The sequence below is a fragment of the Flavobacterium resistens genome (genome assembly GCF_900182645.1).
In the GTDB taxonomy this organism is placed as follows: domain Bacteria; phylum Bacteroidota; class Bacteroidia; order Flavobacteriales; family Flavobacteriaceae; genus Flavobacterium; species Flavobacterium resistens.
On record NZ_FXTA01000001.1, the window covers coordinates 1390751 to 1411208 of the forward strand.

Annotated in this window: 13 protein-coding genes, 2 tRNA genes, 1 rRNA gene and 1 pseudogene; 10 read left to right on the forward strand and 7 right to left on the reverse strand. The window is 31.5% G+C overall.

Annotation, left to right across the window (positions count from 1 at the left end; translation table 11 throughout):
• The first annotated feature begins 6 nt into the window (after nt 1-6).
• The 6 genes from FN795_RS06055 to FN795_RS06080 all read left to right on the forward strand — a co-directional run bounded on the left by FN795_RS06055 (nt 7) and on the right by FN795_RS06080 (nt 5407).
• Nucleotides 7-699 carry a LolA family protein gene (locus tag FN795_RS06055; protein ID WP_238567983.1) on the forward strand — a complete coding sequence of 231 codons (693 nt, stop codon included), beginning with the start codon at nt 7-9 and terminating at the stop codon, nt 697-699.
• Nucleotides 700-706: 7 nt separating this feature from the next.
• Nucleotides 707-2158: an LptF/LptG family permease gene (locus FN795_RS06060; RefSeq protein ID WP_035649276.1), complete on the forward strand. Its 1452-nt coding sequence runs from the start codon at nt 707-709 to the stop codon at nt 2156-2158.
• Nucleotides 2159-2163: 5 nt separating this feature from the next.
• Nucleotides 2164-3294, forward strand: coding sequence for a 3,4-dihydroxy-2-butanone-4-phosphate synthase (ribB, locus tag FN795_RS06065; protein ID WP_035649279.1), 1131 nt, complete (start codon nt 2164-2166; stop codon nt 3292-3294).
• 3 nt (nt 3295-3297) lie between these two features.
• The gene (locus FN795_RS06070) at nt 3298-3696 is read left to right on the forward strand and encodes an acyl-CoA thioesterase (protein WP_035649282.1); all 399 of its coding nucleotides are present in this window, start codon (nt 3298-3300) and stop codon (nt 3694-3696) included.
• A gap of 139 nt (nt 3697-3835) precedes the next feature.
• Nucleotides 3836-3923: transfer RNA gene (locus FN795_RS06075), tRNA-Ser, on the forward strand.
• Nucleotides 3924-4183: 260 nt separating this feature from the next.
• Complete coding sequence (locus tag FN795_RS06080) at nt 4184-5407, forward strand: site-specific integrase (RefSeq protein ID WP_142449822.1); 1224 nt, start codon at nt 4184-4186, stop codon at nt 5405-5407.
• A gap of 727 nt (nt 5408-6134) precedes the next feature.
• Here the strand turns inward: FN795_RS06080 and FN795_RS06090 are convergent.
• The 6 genes and pseudogenes from FN795_RS06090 to FN795_RS06120 form a co-directional block, all read right to left on the reverse strand.
• Nucleotides 6135-7309 (reverse strand): annotated as a pseudogene (locus tag FN795_RS06090) (IS3 family transposase).
• Nucleotides 7310-7687: 378 nt separating this feature from the next.
• Entirely contained in the window at nt 7688-8767 is a 1080-nt protein-coding gene (locus FN795_RS06100) for a Fic family protein (protein ID WP_110348410.1), read from the reverse strand.
• 392 nt (nt 8768-9159) lie between these two features.
• Nucleotides 9160-10089 carry a hypothetical protein gene (locus FN795_RS06105; RefSeq protein ID WP_142449823.1) on the reverse strand — a complete coding sequence of 310 codons (930 nt, stop codon included), beginning with the start codon at nt 10087-10089 and terminating at the stop codon, nt 9160-9162.
• Nucleotides 10089-13235 carry a hypothetical protein gene (locus FN795_RS06110; RefSeq protein WP_142449824.1) on the reverse strand — a complete coding sequence of 1049 codons (3147 nt, stop codon included), beginning with the start codon at nt 13233-13235 and terminating at the stop codon, nt 10089-10091. Before FN795_RS06110 ends, FN795_RS06105 begins: the two co-directional genes overlap by 1 nt.
• Complete coding sequence (locus FN795_RS06115) at nt 13232-13903, reverse strand: condensin complex protein MksE (protein WP_142449825.1); 672 nt, start codon at nt 13901-13903, stop codon at nt 13232-13234. The genes FN795_RS06110 and FN795_RS06115 overlap by 4 nt, the downstream gene beginning before the upstream one ends.
• Entirely contained in the window at nt 13879-15237 is a 1359-nt protein-coding gene (locus FN795_RS06120; RefSeq protein WP_142449826.1) for a hypothetical protein, read from the reverse strand. The genes FN795_RS06115 and FN795_RS06120 overlap by 25 nt, the downstream gene beginning before the upstream one ends.
• 583 nt (nt 15238-15820) lie before the next feature.
• Here FN795_RS06120 and FN795_RS06125 point away from each other — a divergent pair.
• The 4 genes from FN795_RS06125 (at nt 15821) to FN795_RS06140 (ending at nt 19762) form a co-directional block, all read left to right on the forward strand.
• Complete coding sequence (locus tag FN795_RS06125; RefSeq protein ID WP_142449827.1) at nt 15821-17149, forward strand: AAA family ATPase; 1329 nt, start codon at nt 15821-15823, stop codon at nt 17147-17149.
• On the forward strand, nt 17139-17891 hold the full coding sequence (locus tag FN795_RS06130) for a hypothetical protein (protein WP_142449828.1): 753 nt from the start codon (nt 17139-17141) through the stop codon (nt 17889-17891). The genes FN795_RS06125 and FN795_RS06130 overlap by 11 nt, the downstream gene beginning before the upstream one ends.
• Nucleotides 17892-18262: 371 nt before the next feature.
• Nucleotides 18263-18347, forward strand: a tRNA-Ser gene (locus FN795_RS06135).
• Between the two features lie 395 nt (nt 18348-18742).
• The gene (locus tag FN795_RS06140; protein ID WP_154275320.1) at nt 18743-19762 is read left to right on the forward strand and encodes a proline-specific peptidase family protein; all 1020 of its coding nucleotides are present in this window, start codon (nt 18743-18745) and stop codon (nt 19760-19762) included.
• Between the two features lie 610 nt (nt 19763-20372).
• Here FN795_RS06140 and rrf read toward each other — a convergent pair.
• A 5S ribosomal RNA gene (gene rrf / locus FN795_RS06145) occupies nt 20373-20458 on the reverse strand; the annotation flags it as partial.

Here is a 20458-nt window from a genome sequence, read left to right on the forward strand (position 1 = left end):
CCCATCATGAAAACGAAAATTCAGGAAATCAGAAACAATTCTATCACTAACATGACTAAAAAGTGTTTTCAAATCGCTGCAATATTGCTTTTGAGCTTCACTTCAACTCAGGCTCAGGATAAAAAAGCCAAAGATTTATTGAACGAAGTAACGACTAAAATAAAAAGTTACGACAATATTGTTATCGATTTTAAATACTCTTTGAATAATGCTAAAGAAAACATTAATCAAGACAGTAAAGGAAATGTAACAATGAAAGGTAATCAATATGTTTTGAATTTCATGGGTGTTACTAAAATATTCGACGGGCAAAAAACCTATACAATAAATCCTGAAGACGAAGAAGTTACTATTTCTAAAGTAAACGAGAAAGATGACAATGCTATTACGCCTTCAAAAATGCTTACTTTTTTTAATTCTGGATACAAATACAACATGGATATTGTTCAGAATGTTAAGGGGAGAAAAATTCAGTACATAAAATTAGTTCCGACAAGCGGTAAAGACCAAAGAAAAGAAATTCTTTTAGGCATTGACGTTCAGACAAAACACATTTACAATTTGATCGAAACTGGAAAAAACGGAACAAAAACAACTTTAACCGTTAATTCTTTTAAAACCAATCAGCCTTTATCAAAAAATCAATTTACCTTTGTAGCGAGCAAATATCCAAAATACTACATCAACAAATTAGATTAATTACGGGTTGAAAATTTTAGACAAATACTTACTAAAAACATTTCTGATTACGTTTACTACGGTATTCGTAATCCTTTTTTTTATATTCATACTTCAAACAGTATGGCTTTTTATAGCAGAACTTGCTGGTAAAGACCTTGATCTTATTCTGGTTGTGAAATTTTTATTATTCTCAATGCCGAGAATTATTCCGCTAGTTTTACCGCTATCTGTGTTATTGGCCTCAATCATGAGTTTTGGAAACTTAGCCGAAAATTATGAATTTGCTGCTATGAAATCCTCTGGAATTTCACTTCAAAGAGCAATGCGAATTTTAATCGTATTTATTTGTGTTTTAAGTATTGTTGCATTTTGGTTTGCCAATAATGTAATTCCATACGCAGAGTATAAATTTGTTAATTTCCGAAAAAATATTGCACAGGCTAAACCTGCCATGGCAATTGCTGAAGGTCAGTTTAATGATGTTGGCACTTATAATATTAAGGTAAATAAAAAATCAGGCGAAAACGGAAATATCCTCACTGGCGTAACGATCCATGAAAAAAATAATAATGTCGGTGAAAACAAAACCGTTATTAAAGCTAAAAATGGTAAATTAATCAGTAATGAAAAATCCAGTATTTTGAAACTGGTTTTAAATGATGGTTATTATTATCAAGATGTTACACCAAAAAAATACGAAGACCGTGCTAAACTTCCATTTGTAAAAGCAGCTTTCAAAAAACAAATCATCAATATTGATTTGTCGGAACTGAATAAAGTTGATGAAGATAAAGAAAGTGTAAACAGCACCAACGGAATGCTGAATGTTAATGAATTACGCTACACACTAGACTCTTTAAATAAAAATCTGGATAATGAAATTATTTCTTTTTCAGAAAACATCAATCAACGCGTGGGAATCAAAAAAATCCCAATACCAGTCAAAACCAATATAAAGAAAAAGCAATTACCCAATAATCTTTTATCATTATATAATAATAAGCAAAAATTGGATATTCTAAAAATGGCCAGCAGTAATGTAACCAGCAATGTTTATTCCATTGAAGCAACACAAAAAGATTTAAAAGACAAGCAACGTGAAATTAACAAACATCTCAGTGCATTATACGAGAAATTTGTGATTGCTTTTGCCTGTTTTTTAATGTTTTTTATTGGAGCCCCATTGGGTGCGATTATCCGTAAAGGTGGATTAGGATTACCGATTGTATTTGCGGTATTAATTTTTATTACTTTCCACTTCATTAATACTTTTGGAAAAAGGCTTTCGCAAGAAGGCGGTATGACTCCTTTCTTAGGATCATGGATGTCATCTTTTATATTATCTCCATTGGCCATTTTATTAACCTATCGTGCAACAAACGATAATGGTTTAATAAATTTTGACGCAATAACAACGCCAATATCACAACTATTTCAAAAAATTTCCGAGCGGTTTTTTACTGCTAAAAACAAATAATAATTATGTCAACAAAAATACAACTCAATACCATTGAAGAAGCTATAGAAGATATTCGTCAAGGTAAAGTTATCATTGTAGTCGATGATGAGGATCGCGAAAATGAAGGTGATTTTTTGGCTGCAGCCGAAAAAGTAACTCCTGAAATGATCAACTTTATGGCTACACACGGACGTGGATTAATTTGTACACCACTGACAGAAAGTCGTTGTAAAGAACTTGATTTACGCGCCATGGTAACCAATAACACAGATCATATGGAAACTGCTTTTACAGTTTCTGTAGATTTAAAAGGCCACGGAGTTACAACAGGTATTTCTGCAGCAGACAGATCAAAGACGGTTCAAGCTTTAGTTGATGCCAATACAAAACCTCATGATTTAGCTCGTCCTGGACATATCTTTCCATTAATTGCAAAACAAGGTGGTGTTTTAAGAAGAACAGGACATACTGAAGCTGCAATTGATTTTGCAAGACTAGCGGGTTTTAAACCTGCAGGTGTGATCTGCGAAATTTTGAATGAAGACGGAACGATGTCTCGTTTGCCTCAACTTATTGAAGTAGCAAAAAAATTCAATTTAAAACTAGTTTCAATTGAAGATTTGGTCGCTTACCGAATGCAGCATGACAGTCTGATTGTTAAAAAAGAAGATTTTGATATTGAAACCCGTTTTGGAACTTTTAGACTGAGAGCTTACGAACAAACTACAAATAAACAAATCCACATTGCATTAACAAAAGGAACATGGAACTTAGGTGAACCTATTTTAACCCGAATCCACTCATCACAAGTTAACAATGATTTATTAGGCACTTTAACAAACAATGCCGAACAGCAATTAGACGATATGTTTAAAGTTATTAATGAAAATGGCAAAGGAGCTATTATTTTTATTAATCAGGACATGACTGCAGTTAATCTATTAAATAGAATTTCTGAACTTAAAGCTTTACAATCAGAAGGAACATTAAAAGCACCAAAAATAATTATCGATAGTAAAGATTACGGAATTGGAGCCCAAATTCTTCATGATATTGATATTTCAAAAATTAGATTAGTTTCAAATACGCAGCAAACAAAACGTGTTGGAATGATTGGATACGGTTTGGAGATAACTGAGTACGTAAATTACTAATTCATGGGAACAATAGAAGAAAGAATTATAAAATCGGAAACAAGAATTTTTAAAGCCGTTTTCCCGAGTACTACCAATCATTATGACACTTTATTTGGAGGAACAGCGCTTCATCTCATGGATGAAGTTGCCTTTATTTGTGCGACACGTTTCAGTCGTAAAAAAGTTGTAACCATTTCAACTGGTCAAATTGATTTCAAAAAAGCAATTCCAGCCGGAACTTTAATCGAATTAGTTGCAAAAGTAATTAGTGTTGGAAGAACAAGTTGTAAAATTCATGTCGATATTTTCATGGAGCAAATGTATTCAGAGCTTCGTGAAACGGTAGTTTCAGGAACTTTTTCCTTTGTCGCCGTCGATGAAAACAAAAAACCGGTACCAATTTTAGACGATTTAGAATAAAATTTTCAAAAAATTCATTTTGTAAACACTGATAACTAGACACTTGAAAATTACTTTAAAAAAACCTCGAAAAAAGTTTTTATAATCAGAAAACCGTCTTATATTTGCACTCGCAATCAGGAAATGATAGCAACATACTGGAGAAATGGCAGAGCGGTCGAATGCGGCAGTCTTGAAAACTGTTGACTGTAACAGGTCCGGGGGTTCGAATCCCTCTTTCTCCGCCAGTAGAAGTTTCAGAAGAAACTTTAAAAGTCAAAAGCCTTTAAACACTAGTGTTTAAAGGCTTTTTCGTTTTTGCAGACTTTTCAAAAAGCACATGTTTTGTCAAAGAATGGTAGCACAATCAGTGTCCCACTTTTTTTCAGATCTTTTTTCTCAAAATTGGACCACTAAAATAAAAGAATTCCCCGGGAATTCCCTGCTATTAATGGGCTCTCTTAAAATTATTAATTCAATTTGATTATTAATTTTAAAATTAGATAACATGTTAAAAACAATTTTTCTGCTAAAATCCGGCAGAGTTAACCGCGATGGAGAAAGCTCTATTATTCTAAGGCTTTCTTATAAAAACAAAACAATTACAATCGCCTCGGGAAAATATATCTCGAAAGAAAAATGGATCCAGACAAACCATCTGAAAAATACACTGAAGGCGGAAAAAGAAAAGGTAATCAAAAGCTCTCTTGATCTCATGCAGCTTAATGCCGAAAAGAAGTTTACCGAACTTTTCCGAATTGATCCTGACGTTGACTTAGAATTGCTAAAAGCTGAACTTACAGGAAAAGCCAAAATCGGCCAGCCTCAAGGCCCTACCATAATTGAAATTATGGAAACATACAATATATTCTTTACCAAAAGAGTCAATTCTGGAGAACGCGCAGCCGCTTCACTGCAGAAGTACAAAAGAGCGACGGATTTACTTTTGGCTTTCATCACAAGTACCTACAAAAAAGAAGATATGCCCGCATCTGAAATATCAAGTTCGTTTGTCTTTAAACTGGAACAGTTCCTTAAATATGAGAGCAGTTTTAAAGACCAGAAAGGCATCAAAAACAATTCGGTGGTAAAATATATGAAAATGTATAAAACTGCCTGTAATTATGCTATTAAAATGGATTTGATCATAAAAAACCCATTCAACGTATATGATGGAAGGTTAAGCGTAAAAGATGCTGTTTTCCTAACCCAGCTGGAACTGAATACAATCGAGAATAAAATATTTTCAACGCCCCGTCTGGAAAAGGTCAAGGAAATATTCCTTTTCAGCTGCTACACAGGATATGCACCTGTCGATGCAATGGATCTAACCGAAAGAAACTTATCCGAAGATTCAAACGGAAACTTATGGATTATGACCAACAGGGCCAAAACCGCCATCAGAGCCAATGTCCCAGTACTGCCTACTGTTGATAAAATTATTTCTAAATACAAAAATCAGCAGAAAGGTCTTATTCCGAAAATTTCCAATCAGAAAATGAATGCTTATCTTAAGGAAATTGCTGATGCCTGCGGCATAGACAAACATCTCACGTGGTATGTTGCTAGGCACACCTTTGCCACTACTGTCACTTTAGGGAATGGAGTAAGGCTCGAAAACGTTTCAGCAATGATGGGACACACCAATACCAAGCAGACACAGCATTACGCAAAGGTTTTGGATGTCAATATAATGGAAGATATGGAAAAACTGAAATCTAAATTTAAGTGACATTCACTTACCAAGAAACTTCTGAATTTAAAGATTCTTAAAGAACTTAAATCCATTTAGAGAAAAAAGCAAGTTAAACGATATCACAAGTTTTGCAGTACATTTTCAATTGCGTCTGCATTGCGGACGCAATTAACATGGACACTAAAAAAGTATATTATTATTGGTTTCTTTAACTGACTGTGTTTACTAATTTTAACACAACCTAATGTACTAATTTAAACACGTTTATTTTTACTAATTGAACGGCAGGAAAAGATAGAGTTACAGTACTTGCTTAATAAATATCTTGCAGAAGAAGAGTAGTATCAGTACGAAATTAGATTTCCATACTTCGAATTAAATTGGTATCGAAAATTTTACAGAACATTTCCAATTGTGTCCGCACTGCGGACACAATTTAGCTAGAGACAATATAAGCTCCTGCTATCTATTTATAATGAAGAAAAAAGAGAGTCCTATATTGCTGAAAGCCTTAAAAAAAACAAGTGAAATAATGGGCGCCAAAACTAGAATAAGAAATTTAACCACTCTTTTTAATAATCTGCATATCTATCAGAAGTTCTACTTCTATCAGAAACAACAGTTCCTGCATTATCTTTATTATAGCATACTTAACTGAAACAGCACCATCTGGCATAATCTTATATTTATATCAGCATTAAAATCTAATACCAGTACAACATTAAAAGCTAATTGGATATGCAAACAAAAACTGGAGAAAAAGTTAAGCTACATTTTTATAATTAGTTAGTTTATTAAATTCTTCAATTGTTTTATAGTCCAAAGCCGAATGCCTTCTTTTTTTATTGTACCAAATTTCGATGTATTCAAAAATTTCAAGTTCCATCTGTTCTCTAGAAATTAATTTACTTCCATAAACCAATTCCGTTTTTAAAGATTTGAAAAAACTTTCAGCAACTGCATTATCCCAGCAGTCTCCTTTACGGCTCATACTTCTTGTGATATTTTTATAAGAGTCCAATACATCGGCAAATTTTTTATTGGCATATTGAATTCCCCGGTCAGAATGGAATATTAATTCATCTGCAATTGTTCTATTCTTAACTGCCATTTTCCAAGCCTTCATTGTAGTTTGTCTTGTACTTAGTCCATTGCTTAAACTCCAGCCGACTATCTTTCTGTCAAATAAATCTAAAATGATGGTCAGATATAAAAAACCATCCTTTGTCTGTATATAGTTGATATCCGAAACCCAAGCCTTTGCTGGTTCTGGTGTTGTAAATTCCCTTTTTAGAATATTTGGAACAACAAAATGATTGTGTTTTGAATTGGTTGTTACTTTGAATTTTGTACTCAATTTGCTGTACAGTCCTAACTGCTTCATGTATTTAGCCACGGTTATTCTGGATATCTGATATCCTTGGCTTTGCAGTTCAAGGGTAATTCTTGGGCTTCCATACCGCTGTTTGGCATTAAAGTATATCGAAGTAATTTCTTCTTTTATCAGAGCAGTTTTCCTCTGTCTTTCTGATAGAATCTGCCGCTTCCAATTATAGTAACTGCTTGGGCTTACTTTTAAAACCCTGCACATCTTTTCAATCGAATATATTTTTTCATGGTCTTTTATGAAAAGATAAATCATCGACCTCCCTTGGAAAAGATGCTTATAGCCTTTTTTAGAATATCACGTTCTAATTCTGTTTCTTTTAATTTTTTTTCAAGCTCATGGATTTTTTCCTGTTCAGGGCTAAGCTTTAATTTTCCTTTCCCAGGAAAACTTCCTGTTCCAAATTCTTGGTAATCCTGACGCCATTTGTACAGCAAAGGAGCTGTTATTCCAAGTTCCTTGGCTAATTGTGAGATATTATCTCTTTCATAACTTAATTGGACAGCTTTTTCTTTGAAATTACGGTCATAAGTTTTACGATTCTCTTTCATGCTCTAAAGTTAAGATTTAGTTCTTAACTAGAACTCCATGCTAAGTTAGCACATCCAAACCTTGTATATCTATATAGATTTCGATAGGTTTCTATACATAACTTCATATATCTATATAGATTTCTATAGGTTTCTATACATAACTTCATATATCTATATAGATTTCTATAGGTTTCTATACATAACCTCATATATCTATATAGATTTCTATAGGTTTCTATACATAAGCTCGTGTATCTATATAGATTTCTATAGTTTTCTATACATAAACTCATATATCTATTATAGATCTTCATTTACATCTTATATACGAAACTTCATAACTTTAAATATGTATCTATAAACTTTATTTACTTCTATATTTAATCTAAGTTTAGTTTACTTTTTATTTGCATTACTTAGCAGCATATATAATGACGTATTAATGTAGTAAATATCCCTTCCTAACTTATGTTTATCGAGAAGCCCAACCCTAACTAATTCATTAAGGTATCTTGTTGCTGTTACTCTTGTTACATTAAGTTCAGTTTTTACAAATTCAATTTTTGTGTAGGGATGCCTGAATAAATTATTTAATAAATCTTGGCTGTAAATCTTAGGCAAATCATTACGCATTTTATTTTTAAAAGCTAGCATTTCTTTTTTTATTCCATCAATCAAAAGTATCGTTTGCTTAGAAGTCTGTTCGACACCTTCTAGCATAAAAATAATCCAGTCTTCCCAATTATCATTTTCTCTTACATCTTGTAGAAGTCTATAGTAGTCTCCCTTTTTTTCATTGATATATCGACTTAAATACAAAACAGGAATCTTTAAAAGCCCCTGCTTTACCAAATATAGAATATTAATAATACGCCCCGTTCTTCCATTACCATCATAAAAAGGATGAATACTTTCAAACTGATGATGAATAATAGCCATTTTAACAAGCGGATCTAAATCACTTATATCATCGTCATTTATAAATTTTTCTAAATTATTCATCAGTGAAACAATTTCTTCGGGATGCTGAGGCGGAGTATAAACAACCTCGCCTGTCTGATCATTTTTTAGAGCTGTACCGGGAACTTTTCTATACCCTGCTTTATTTTCTTCAAGTTCTGCTTGAATTTCCAGAATATAAGAATTAATTAAGAGTCCATTTTCTTTTACTTTTGCAAATCCATGCTGAAGTGCTTTGGCGTAACTGTAAACTTCTTTTGCTGCCAAAGATTTAAAATCACGAGTATAAATATCGCTCTGATAAAGTTCATCATGTGTAGTAACGATATTTTCAATTGCTGAACTGTCTTTTGCTTCTTGCAGAGATAAAGTATTGATAAGAATACTTTCATTTGGTATTGCATTCGCTGCACCCTTTAATTCAGCTAAAGCTTGATGCGCTTTTGCTGCTTTTTTTAAAATAGCTCTATTTTCAACATCTCGTTCCAGTGGCAATACAGTAAATTTTGTTTCCATAAAATGACTCTTTTCTTTCAATTAATCTATACACTACTCACAGAAATATAGTAATCATAATTTGACCTTTAGTAATTCCTGTTTTTCAAAAGTATCAATAATATAACAATATAAAGATGGAATGGATACCTTTTTTGCCACAAAAAGATAAGGCAGTTTTTAACTATATTACACCATCTAGGTTATGGCGGAGTCTGAAGTTCCGTAATACAATGTTTGCACAAAGCAACTTACAGACCAACCATAGTCCTGATGAATAATCAGTCATCTTGAAATTTCCATTGGCATTGGCATCACTGAAGTCGAGTTTAACTCTTTCTTATAAGGCAAAATTCAACCTTAAATATTAAGTAATATCTTTGTTTTTTTATTTACACAAATAACCTCCATTTTTAGAATAATTTCTCCTTAAAATTCGAGCTTAACATACTCATTAAATTATTAGATTCTTCAATAATCCATTGATCATTTTTTATTAAATCCTCTAAGATCATTTTTTGCTCATTATCCAATAACAAGTCTATATTGCGCTCATTATTTAACCATTTACTCTTATGTTCTGTGTCTTCGATTCCTTTAGGTTGCCCATTAGGTGTCAGTAACTTGATTCCCGGAATTTTTTCTTCCACTAAAGGATAAATTATAAAAAGGCCATCGTAATCCCAATCGCACGAGTAATAAATAGGTAGATCTCGGGTTTGGGCATAAACTAATTTACTAACGTTCTTCCCACCGGCGTACCAAAGTTCTATCCCATTTTGGCGAGGCTTATTAGGTTTGGTTAAGTAATCCAGGTTTTCACACAGTACGATAGCTACTGGGTGATGACACTCTAGTTTATAAATATATTGTTGGTCTTTTTCGTTTGAAAATTCACTGACATCTAATATTTTCTTTAAAGCATTTACTAATGAGGACCTATCGTCCAAATACTTTTCATTTTTGAAGAACATAAGTGATACTCCTCTTACTGATTCATTAGAGTTAATGATTTGTTCTCTAAGTTCGTCCAATGAACCATCTTCTCTTAACGACTTAATATTCATTAAGATTTTGATGTCACTTTCTTCAAAACGTGTGTACGGTTTCAATAATTCATTTTCTGATAAAAATTTTTCATAAAGGCTATATTTTTTGAAATAATTATCCTCGTAGATTTTGCAGAACCTGTCAAGTGAAAATATCTTATCGTGTGACTTATCCAATACTTTTAGTGAGTTAATCAAATAATTAATCTCACCACTATTTGATAAAGTAACGTTAAGCTTCACTTCATGATTTAGATATAGATTATATAGCGCTTTTAACTCTATCCAATTCATTATGAAAGTTTATTAAGGTAGATGTTTAAATCTACATTATTATCTTTTGTCTTAAAATAGGATGATGAAGGATGATAGTTGATTTTATCATCCTCTTTTCCTTTAATTAGATGATGTGCATACCAATCATCCGATAAGCCAATGTTGAAAGTATGCGGGGCCATTGTAATTATCTGGTAGTTGAATTCTTCAGCGATATCTGGAAATGTTTTAAAATTAGTATTATCCAAGCTGCCCAATTCTTCAAGTATAATAAAACGTAAACCTTTTCTCTGTTTTTTCTGCATTGCAGATAGCCTGGCAACGCCCAGTAAAGCAATTGCAGAGTAAGTTTCTCCAGTACTTCCCGAAACTTCTTCTCCTGATTCATAGTTTAGTTTTACAGATAATTCAAAATAAGTCTTAGGGTCCAGTAGCTTATCTATTGGAACCTTATTTTTGATCTTTGCTTGTTTTTTGAAAAAATCTTCAATAAAATCAACTATAGAGCTCCCGAAATGCAGTTCACCCTGTGTAGCTGACTGACGTACTTTATAGGCAATATCCTTAACATATTCAATCTTAATTTCGGGATTCTCCGCAAACCCTAGTTTGAAAAAAAATTTATCGCTGATTTTTCTATTAAGAAAGAACGTATTTATATTTTTTATCTGGTCGTCATACTTTTGATATCTGCTCGCTGTTGTGCTAAATATTTTTATCATACTGTCTCTTATGCCGTCAGCTATCATTGTTCTGTTCTGATTTGCCTCGCTTAAAGCCAGGGCAATATCGTCCGTGGATTTAATTTTGTTCCCAAGTAATGCTTCCTCCAGTGCCCGAAAAGAAAAAGTCTGATTTTTTATCGTTAATTGTATTGAAGGGCTTTTCTCGTTACTTGTCTCATTAAATGAATGACAGGTACTTAGATAACTCGTTTTATATAGTTCAAAAGCAGTGGTGTAATTATTTTTGTTTTCCTCCACTCCTATTGCTTCAATACTAAACTCAGTTATATTCTCTTGAAATATTCCGTAATACGATTTATTTAAATCTTCAAATATTTTTTGCTTACTATTTACTTCTTCAATAATTGTTTTTAAATCTTTATGTGTTTTATCTAATTCTTTTTCTATTGAACTTCTATCCGAGGTTTTTTCCCCTGAATATTTTGAAATCTTAGCTACACGATCAAACCACTTTTTTCTTGTAAATTTTAATTCTTCCTTTATGAGATCTGGATCATCATGTTTAACTTTGAGTTTTGACTTGGTGATTTGCTGAGTATCTTCCAATACTGTTTTTTTGGATTGTAATTCCAAAACTTTTTCATTAAGCTGAAGTATGCTGGCAATTGCAGTTTTAAGGTTGTTGATATTACTATTCTCTACAATTGAGCTATCAAAAAGATATTCAAACAAATCAATTTCATAGGACTTTCCATCCAAGATATCCGCCAAAGCCTGTAGTTTTATATCCAGGTCGCTCATCTCCAATTTTAGTTTATCAATTAATTTCTGAATTGATATATCCAAATCTGATTTATTTTTAATTAGAGCAGCATCTTGATTAAATGGAATAAACTCTGATAGTGCTCCCAGCTTTAACCATATCCCCTTATTTATTTCAGTAGCCTGAAACTCTTTAAACAACGCTTCAGCATCTATATATCTCGGCTGAATCTCAGGATTATTAGTTATTGAAACAGGAGTCGCAGCGAAATACAATAAAGTCTGTAACTGTTGATCATTTAGATCTGGCAGGTGATTAAGATACCATTGAAAAAAGGTGTCTTCTGCTTTATTATTTTCCAAAAGTGAAAGCAATTTTTCTTTTTTTAATTTATCTGCTTTTATTGCTGCTTTTAATTCGTCCAGGATATTGGATTGTTGGTTTCTAGTCAATATGATATTGTCAAAGGTTCTATATTTCTGTATATATGGAACAGCAAAATCAATTGATTGCCTTATGTTTTTGCTGTCTCTTAAAGTCATGTCAACTCTTTCAACATTACTTTTCCAATCCTCATCGATTTCGGGAAGCACTATCATTTCCAAATCACTGATTTCTGCAGACAGTTCTTTAATTAAGCGTGAATTCTTTTCAAATTCGTTGAATGATTCTAAATTTTTATCAGCCAGTTCATGGCAGTCTTGTATGTAAGATTCTATACGGGGTAGTTTGTCAATAAGCTTTATAAGCTTTTGGAGTTCTTTCTGCTGCTTGATCAGTAACTTACTGTTCCGGGTTTCACGTCTTTTTAAAGTTTGTAATTCTGCGTAAGAACAATTTAGCTCTGTTTGTTTAAAGCATTTATAAAAATCTAAATAAGAATGTTCTAATTCACGTAAGTCAAGAAGTTTTTTTTGCTTATCTGAAAGAGTTTTAATTTCTTCATTCAAGCTGTGGTATTGTTTTAGTATTTTCTCAAGATCATCTTTTGCCTTATTAAAATTGAATAAAATGTCTTCATCAGAATCCTCAAAAAGAAATTCCTTCAAACTTTTTGAAGCCTGGTTACCACTCAAATTTAGCGTTTTTGCTTTTGAAAAAGATTGAATTACCTTGGCGTAAGCTTTAAGATTTCGGTCCTGGCTTAAATTAAGGGGTGTTATATTCTTTTCATAAAGAAAACGATAATAGCCTTGTACTTCATCATTGTTCTTAAAAGAATTAAGTCTTAAACCATTTAAATTTAAAAGCTTTTCTGCTATTTCATGTAAATCTGGTATAGTGCCGTTTGATGTTAGGTCTTTTGCAAAGAGAATCTCATTTTTCTCAAGTACAAGCTGATTTATTTTTAAATTTATGTCGGCTTCCTTGGTAATCAAAAATGGTATTATGCGCTTTGCTTTTTGATTACTTATTTGAATTCCAACAGTAATAAAATTTCCTTTCTCAACCTCAATATTTAAAAAACAATAAGCAAATTTCGTTTTATAAGGAAGTGTATTTATAAGTCTGTCTTCTTTTTTTACGCTATCGGTTCCAAACCTTATAAGTTCTTTGTCATATACAAAAATCATTTGCAATAAGTCTGCAATTATTGATTTTCCTACTCCATTTGAACCTATAAAATCAGTCCTTTTTGGATGAAACACATAATCATGGATGTAGTGTTTTAAGATCCCAATTGTGGATAAAGAATAAATTCGTGGATAATTCATAGAACACCATTTTTAAATTGTTTACTGAATTCATCAAAATTTTGAAGCTCATCTTTATATAATTTGGAGAGTCTATGAATTGCTGGTCTTATTTCAAAAAGCAGCTCTTCATTTTGAGCAGACTGCTTATCTACCCAACCAAGCTTATCGAAACTGCTAATAGTTTTATGGAATTTACTTTCTACCGCACTCCATTCCTTTTCATCGTAAGAATCTCTTAAAGTATCAAAAAGTATTCTTTTATAGGCCTCTTGATGATCACTTTCCAAGATTTGATTTTTGATATCATTCCAATGAATAATTTTTTCTTCATCAAAATATTTTTGATAATACATATCCCATAACATCAGCCCTATAATAGTCTGCATCTCTGTAAGCTCTCTATTCCTGCCATTTTCTGATAACTTTCCTCTTCCAGTATCCCAAAAATCAAGATAGTAGCATTTATTGCCATCGAACACATCTGGAATGAGATTTAATTTGTATAGTTTTTTATAATAATTCTGCCAGCTCGCTTCATAACTTTCCAGTAAGGAGTATAAAGAGTAAAACTTTTGATCAATATGCTTTCCAGACAACAATAAAATATTGATGTCTGCAAAATGTTTTTCGACACTGTCCTCTAATAAAAAACTATAATCTTCTATTTCTTGATTCTCGTTTTCCATAGTGATATATTTTGTTCATCTAATGAAATTAACTCCTGTTTTATATCTATAACTACTTCTTTATCTTCCGATGCGTAAGAAACCATCTGTGATGCAACTTGGTAAGCAATTGATTCATCTTCTTCTTCATTGGCTATCGCTGTCATTAATTCGTCCATTATCAATTCCTTTCTTGTTTGAAGCATATCTTTTGCCTTAGCAACCCAATTATTTATGCGCTGCTGATTATCAATTTCCTTTACAATTTTTAACCGTTCATTAAATGCATAATTTTCGTCAGCTTTAATGTTTATTATAATATTTGAAGTATGAATATTAAAATCATAATGTCTGGGATATAATATACTTGTACTTTCAAAAACCAATGCCTTTAATGGGAAACCGTTTTCGAAGATCGCTCCAGATTCAGTGTATTTAGTATTTTCTAGCGCCAATTTAAAAAATTTCTTAATCTGTAGCCTAAAATGTGAGCGGGTTGAAAATTGTTCTTGAAGTTCGCTTAGTTTTTCACTGGCATGATTAATTTGCCTTCGGATAATATTAACCTTATTATCTACTGAATTAAAAAAATCCTTTAAATCAGCATATACTTCTCTTCCTCTTTCCCAGTCATTAATATTTTTATCTATTTCAGTCTTGTCAAGAAGTAAGCTTTTATTCATCTTCTGATAGAATAAATCGATAACGCTTTGCAAATTATCAAGAAACTTATCTTTAGATAAAATTGCATTAGTAATGTCCTCAGCTTTTACACCAAATTTTCTAAATACCAAAGTGAATTCTTTAACTAGAATTGTAGCGTCCTGTTCATCTTTTTGCAGAATATCGTTTAAATCTTTGTAACTATCTCTAAGTTCATCCTCCAAAGACTCCAAATGATCGACTATGATTTTTTTTGAGCCTTGGATAAATATTCTGCCAAATTTTCTTTCGAGTACATCAATGGATGTTATTTCATTGAAATTTATTATAAAGGAATCTTCAAAACTCTTCTTTAACGGATGATTTTTATAAGGATTCTCTAGTTTATTGACCATTAGATCCACAACATTTTTTGCATAGTCAGTCAGATAATATTTCCATGGTTCGTCCGGATGATTTCTAAAAAAATAATGAAAAAGATTGTCTTTAATATTTCCCCATTGACGCACTGAGTCTTGCTCAAATTGAATACTTATATCTTTTAAAATCTCATTAATTTCTTTAACCGTAAAATACTCATCAATCTCGCCGGCTTTAATCTTTTCATATATAGCAATAATGAGAAAGCCACCATCAAATTTTGAAGGTAACAAAAGATCATACTTAAGATACAGTTCGCTATACTCCATCATTTATCAATTATAATCAAACCATTTAACTTGAAATTTATTATGAGTTTCGCCATAAAAGCTATAATAGAAATGTTTTCAATACAAAAACCTAATTCTTATTACCAAATATCATTCTTTAATATGGTTCTTTTTTACGGAAAACCATACTGCTCCTTCAAATATATCGATTCAAAAAAGTTAACAACCACGTATTTATACGTGTTTATTTAAAATTAATTTAACTAATAATCACTATTGATCTATCCTAAAATTACTGGGCAACTTTTATAATTTTACTGCATACTGATAAAATTAATCACAATGATGAAAAACATTTTTTTGTCTATTATGTACACCATGCTTCAATATCCTTCAAATTTTATAGTGAATATAATAATAAAAAGAATTTACGCAAGTTCAAAAAAGTCGATCAACAATCTGTGGTTAAAACATTTTCGCCGATATTTCAACATACTTCCACAGAATATAACACACTGAAAATCAATACTAAAAAATAACAAAAACTTTAACAGTAAGAAAGTAAAAGTTATATTATTTTTTCAGATATTCGTCATGTGAAAAAATCACGAGAAAAAATCACATTATGTTAATCAGTCTTGAAGTAGAAAATTTTAGATCATTTAAAAATCGAGCAGTATTCCATATGCTGCAACGTAATTACAAGCGCTTTACAGAACATGTTGTTACGGTAAATGATAATCTTAGTATTCTAAAAACCAGTGGAATTTATGGATCGAATGGTTCTGGAAAATCTAATTTATTTAAATGCCTGTACTATCTCAAAAAGGTAGTTGAAAGTAGTCATTTTTTAAGAAGCGTTGAAGCAATTAAAAATTTCACCCCATTTAAATTAGATGATTTACAATCTGGAAAACCAATTAAAATTGAATTAGACATTTTAATTGATAATTTTGTCTACTCATACAAGATTAATTTTAACTCAGAACTTCACATAATTTACGAAGAGCTTTTTAAAGTCGTGAACGGAGAGGTACAACTTATTTTTAAGAGACATGAAAACAATGCTGTTGATTTTCCAAGCAATCCTGCACTTGAAACTTTAAAAATTCAATTGTCACAAGCTCTTTTACCTCAAACGTCTATATTATGCTTCGATTTAATTAAAGATATCGAGATTACTAAAGTTAGTGATTGGTTTAAAACAAAAATCGATTTTCTATTCCCAACATATGAATTTGATGACATTGCCTATATACTTTCATTAAAAAATGAATATCTTCAGTTGGCTAACAATATTATTAAGCCTTTAAATCTTGGCATTGACGAATTAAAAATCAACTTAGTACCAATTTCTATATATTTAGGATTAGATAATAAAGATATCATAACGCAAATATCTGCGATTTTACAAAAAAAAACCCACCACTCCTTTAAAGATAATATGGGTGATTACTGTACAGCTTTGAAAAATGAAAAAGGTGAAATTTTGATTGCTAAATTAGTATGCATACATTATGGAACTGACGGAAGTATTATCGAGTTTGACGTAGATCAAGAATCTAGAGGAACAATTGTGCTTTTACATTTAATTCCAGCTTTAATTCGTTCATATGGAGAAGGGGTTAACTACTTTATTGATGATATAAACACAAGTTTGCATCCAATATTACTTAGGGAAATACTTGGCCAATATCTTTCATTTAATTTAGGGAATGCGAAAGGACAATTAATTTTTAATTCTCATGAAGATCTCTTGATGGATGAAAGAATAGTGAGACAAGACGAAATTTGGTTAACGGAAAAGAAAAATGGTATTTCTGACATTTTTCCATTGTCAGATTTTCCTAATATCCGTTTCGATTTAAACTTAAGAAAGAATTATTTAAATGGAAAGTTTGGAGGCGTTCCATTTGAACATCAACCAGATAAATTAAATTTCGGTGGCAAATAATTACTACGATAAATACAAAAAATTAAGTGATCCAGAACAGGAACGAAAAGAGAAAGAAGGCTACCAAATGGAATATGAGAGTTTTGCACTATCATATCTCCAATTGAGAAAACTAATTGGGTATTTGGGTATTTTACTACCTTTCTTTTGCATGGGAAGCTCATATTTTTACAATAATCCGATTTTACCTTCCATCAGTCATTATTATCATAGTACAGCTCGTCTATTTTTCGTAATCATACTTTTCTTTTTAGGAATTTTCTTATTTAGCTATAAAGGTAGTGACAAATACGAGCGTGTCGCTTGTAAAACGTTAGCAATAATGGCGTTTTTAATAGCACTTTTTCCAACCGCAAATACTATATGTAAAATAAAAGATTGTTATACTGATAGTGATCTTAATTCATTTATTATGCCAGCAGTAGTCGATTTACCGTGGAAAGGCAAATTTCATCTCTTTTGTGCAGGAATATTTTTTGTTTTGTTAATTTATCTTGTTTATAAATTCCTAAAGGCAGAAAAACGGCATAGCACCCCAAATAAAACATCAATCATAATTTATAAAATTTGTGCTACAGGAATGATATTAGCCCTATTAGGAATTGTTTCTACAATGATTATTTTTGGAAATAAAAGTGACGGATGGGGTTTTCCTCCAACATTCACATGTGAAACTTTAGCTTTATTATGTTTTGGATTTTCTTGGTTAACAAAAGGAAAAACATTTTATAAAAAGCCCTAATTTTGATTGAAGTATAGTTTATTCGATATCACTTTTCAAAGCTAATCATTAAATTTACAGATACTTAGAGCTGTATCCGCACCGTAGACAAAATTGAAGCATTCACGAAAAAAAATGCACAAAAAAATAATCAAGATTTATATTTTCAGTGCATTAATTTGTCAAAAAATATAAAGCTCATCGTAAATTATGTTTTTTTCACGAGCAAATTATCGAATCCAAACCCTGTGTTTCACAAGAAGTTACCCTCCAGAATTAAAGTTATAGACTCGGATAAAAATTATTTCCTTTATAAAACTATAAAAAAATTTCTAGAATTGAAAAAACATTTTATCTTTGCACCCGCAATGAGAAAATGATTGCGTCTTACTGGAGGAATGGCAGAGCGGTCGAATGCGGCAGTCTTGAAAACTGTTGACTGTAACAGGTCCGGGGGTTCGAATCCCTCTTCCTCCGCTGAATTTCAAAACCTCAATATTCTTATTGAGGTTTTTTTTGCTTTATACTGAAGTAATATTAAAATAAAAAAAATCACAAAGTTTAATTTCGATACAAGTTCAACCATAAAAAAACCACTCTTTATTCATTTAAGCGCGTAGAATAATACATAATTCCAAAACTAAGTTTGTGTACTCCCCCAATTAATGAACTTCATAAAGCTTACATATAGAACAATAAAAATCTACTAAAAACAAGCATCCAATTACTCAGAACAAAACAATCATTAAAAAGACCAACACATTAAATTTAAAGCTAAAAAAACCAATATTTTCAAATTTTCAATCATTCACTTTTATTTTGTATTTTAGTGTAAAAGAAACTACAGTAAAACCTCTAAAACAAAAATAAAAATGTATCGTATACTACTTATTTTATTACTCAGTTTAACAATTTCCTGTCAGAAAGAAAACCACACACAATCGCTGACTGACTATTTTACATATAAAGAAAATAGCACATTAGAATCTGCAGGGGTAAAAATGATCCCAATTAAAACACCTGTTGGAAATTTTAAAGTATGGACAAAACGTTTTGGAACTAATCCAAAAATTAAGATACTTTTATTACATGGAGGCCCAGCAATGACACATGAATATATGGAATGCTTTGAAACATTTTTCCAACGAGAAGGCTTCGAATTTTATGAATACGATCAACTTGGATCCTACTATAGCGATCAGCCAAAAGACAGCACTTTATGGACTACGGAAAGATTTGTAGAAGAAGTAGAACAAGTACGCAAAGCAATTAACGCAGATAAAGAAAACTTCTACGTTTTAGGAAATTCCTGGGGCGGAATCCTTGCAATGGAATATGCTCTAAAATATCAGCAGAACCTAAAAGGGTTGTTAATTTCAAATATGATGGCAAGTGCCCCTGACTATGGAAAATACGCTGAAAAAGTGCTTTCAAAACAAATGAAGCCAGAAATACTAACTGAAATAAGAACATTAGAAGCTAAAAAAGATTTTAATAACCCAAGATACATGGAGCTTTTAATTCCAAACTTCTATCACGAACATTTATGTCGATTAAAAGAATGGCCAGACGGACTAAATAGGGCATCAAAACACGTAAATGGAGAAATCTACACGATGATGCAAGGCCCAAGTGAATTTGGAATCAGCGGTCGCTTAGCAAAATGGGACATTAAAAATCGCTTACATGAGATAGAAGTACCAACTCTCATGATTGGAGCCAAATATGATACAATGGATCCAAAAGCAATGGAAGAACAAAGCAAACTAGTCAAAAAAGGACGTTTTTTATATTGCCCAAACGGTAGTCATCTTGCTATGTGGGATGATCAACAAATATTCATGAAGGGAGTTATTGAGTTCATTAATGATGTTAACTCAAACAAAATATAAAAAAACACAGATTATTCACTTTAACACCAAATAAACCTTATAAAAAATTTATATAAAACATACTTAAAAGACAAAACCTATTTTTTCAAACTATTTCTTTCATCATATTCCTTCAATCCGGACTTTCTGCTTCACTTTTAGCGAGAGAAGCCTAGAAAAAAAAATTTTATTGCTTTTCTTTAAAAGGATTTAGCTTCAATCAATAATGCGTTTAGAAGCAAAATATACACTTAAGTTTTCATAATAAAAACATTATTCAAACAAAAAAGTAACTCAACATAGCTTTTTTTTTCATTTTCAGAGTTTTATTCCAAGAACCCAATAGAAACAATACACTACCATCATAAAAATATTTCACGATAAGGCATAATTCGAAACCAAATCAAACCATTTTTATTGTTTCATATCACTTATCACTCATTTGCCAATTTTATATTCAAAGCCAGATTTAAGACAAAAAAATTAAAACATTGCGCACAAAATATATGCATAAAAATTGCAGATTTCAGTCGTTCTAAGATGAAAAATAAGTTTCAGTTTCCAGAGGATTCCTCCAAAAGGTTTATAAACAAAAAAATCCCCATCAAATGAATGATGAGGATTCTCAAAAGAAAGGCGACGACATACTCTCCCACATAATTGCAGTACCATCTGCGCAGGCGGGCTTAACTTCTCTGTTCGGGATGGGAAGAGGTG

Coding starts and splice junctions, on each gene's coding strand:
- FN795_RS06055 (WP_238567983.1), top strand. CDS start 7: ATGAAAACGAAAATTCAGGAAATCAGAAACAATTCTATCACTAACATG.
- ribB (WP_035649279.1), top strand. CDS start 2,164: ATGTCAACAAAAATACAACTCAATACCATTGAAGAAGCTATAGAAGAT.
- FN795_RS06070 (WP_035649282.1), top strand. CDS start 3,298: ATGGGAACAATAGAAGAAAGAATTATAAAATCGGAAACAAGAATTTTT.
- FN795_RS06080 (WP_142449822.1), top strand. CDS start 4,184: ATGTTAAAAACAATTTTTCTGCTAAAATCCGGCAGAGTTAACCGCGAT.
- FN795_RS06100 (WP_110348410.1), bottom strand. CDS start 8,767: ATGGAAACAAAATTTACTGTATTGCCACTGGAACGAGATGTTGAAAAT.
- FN795_RS06105 (WP_142449823.1), bottom strand. CDS start 10,089: ATGAATTGGATAGAGTTAAAAGCGCTATATAATCTATATCTAAATCAT.
- FN795_RS06110 (WP_142449824.1), bottom strand. CDS start 13,235: ATGAATTATCCACGAATTTATTCTTTATCCACAATTGGGATCTTAAAA.
- FN795_RS06115 (WP_142449825.1), bottom strand. CDS start 13,903: ATGGAAAACGAGAATCAAGAAATAGAAGATTATAGTTTTTTATTAGAG.
- FN795_RS06120 (WP_142449826.1), bottom strand. CDS start 15,237: ATGATGGAGTATAGCGAACTGTATCTTAAGTATGATCTTTTGTTACCT.
- FN795_RS06125 (WP_142449827.1), top strand. CDS start 15,821: ATGTTAATCAGTCTTGAAGTAGAAAATTTTAGATCATTTAAAAATCGA.
- FN795_RS06140 (WP_154275320.1), top strand. CDS start 18,743: ATGTATCGTATACTACTTATTTTATTACTCAGTTTAACAATTTCCTGT.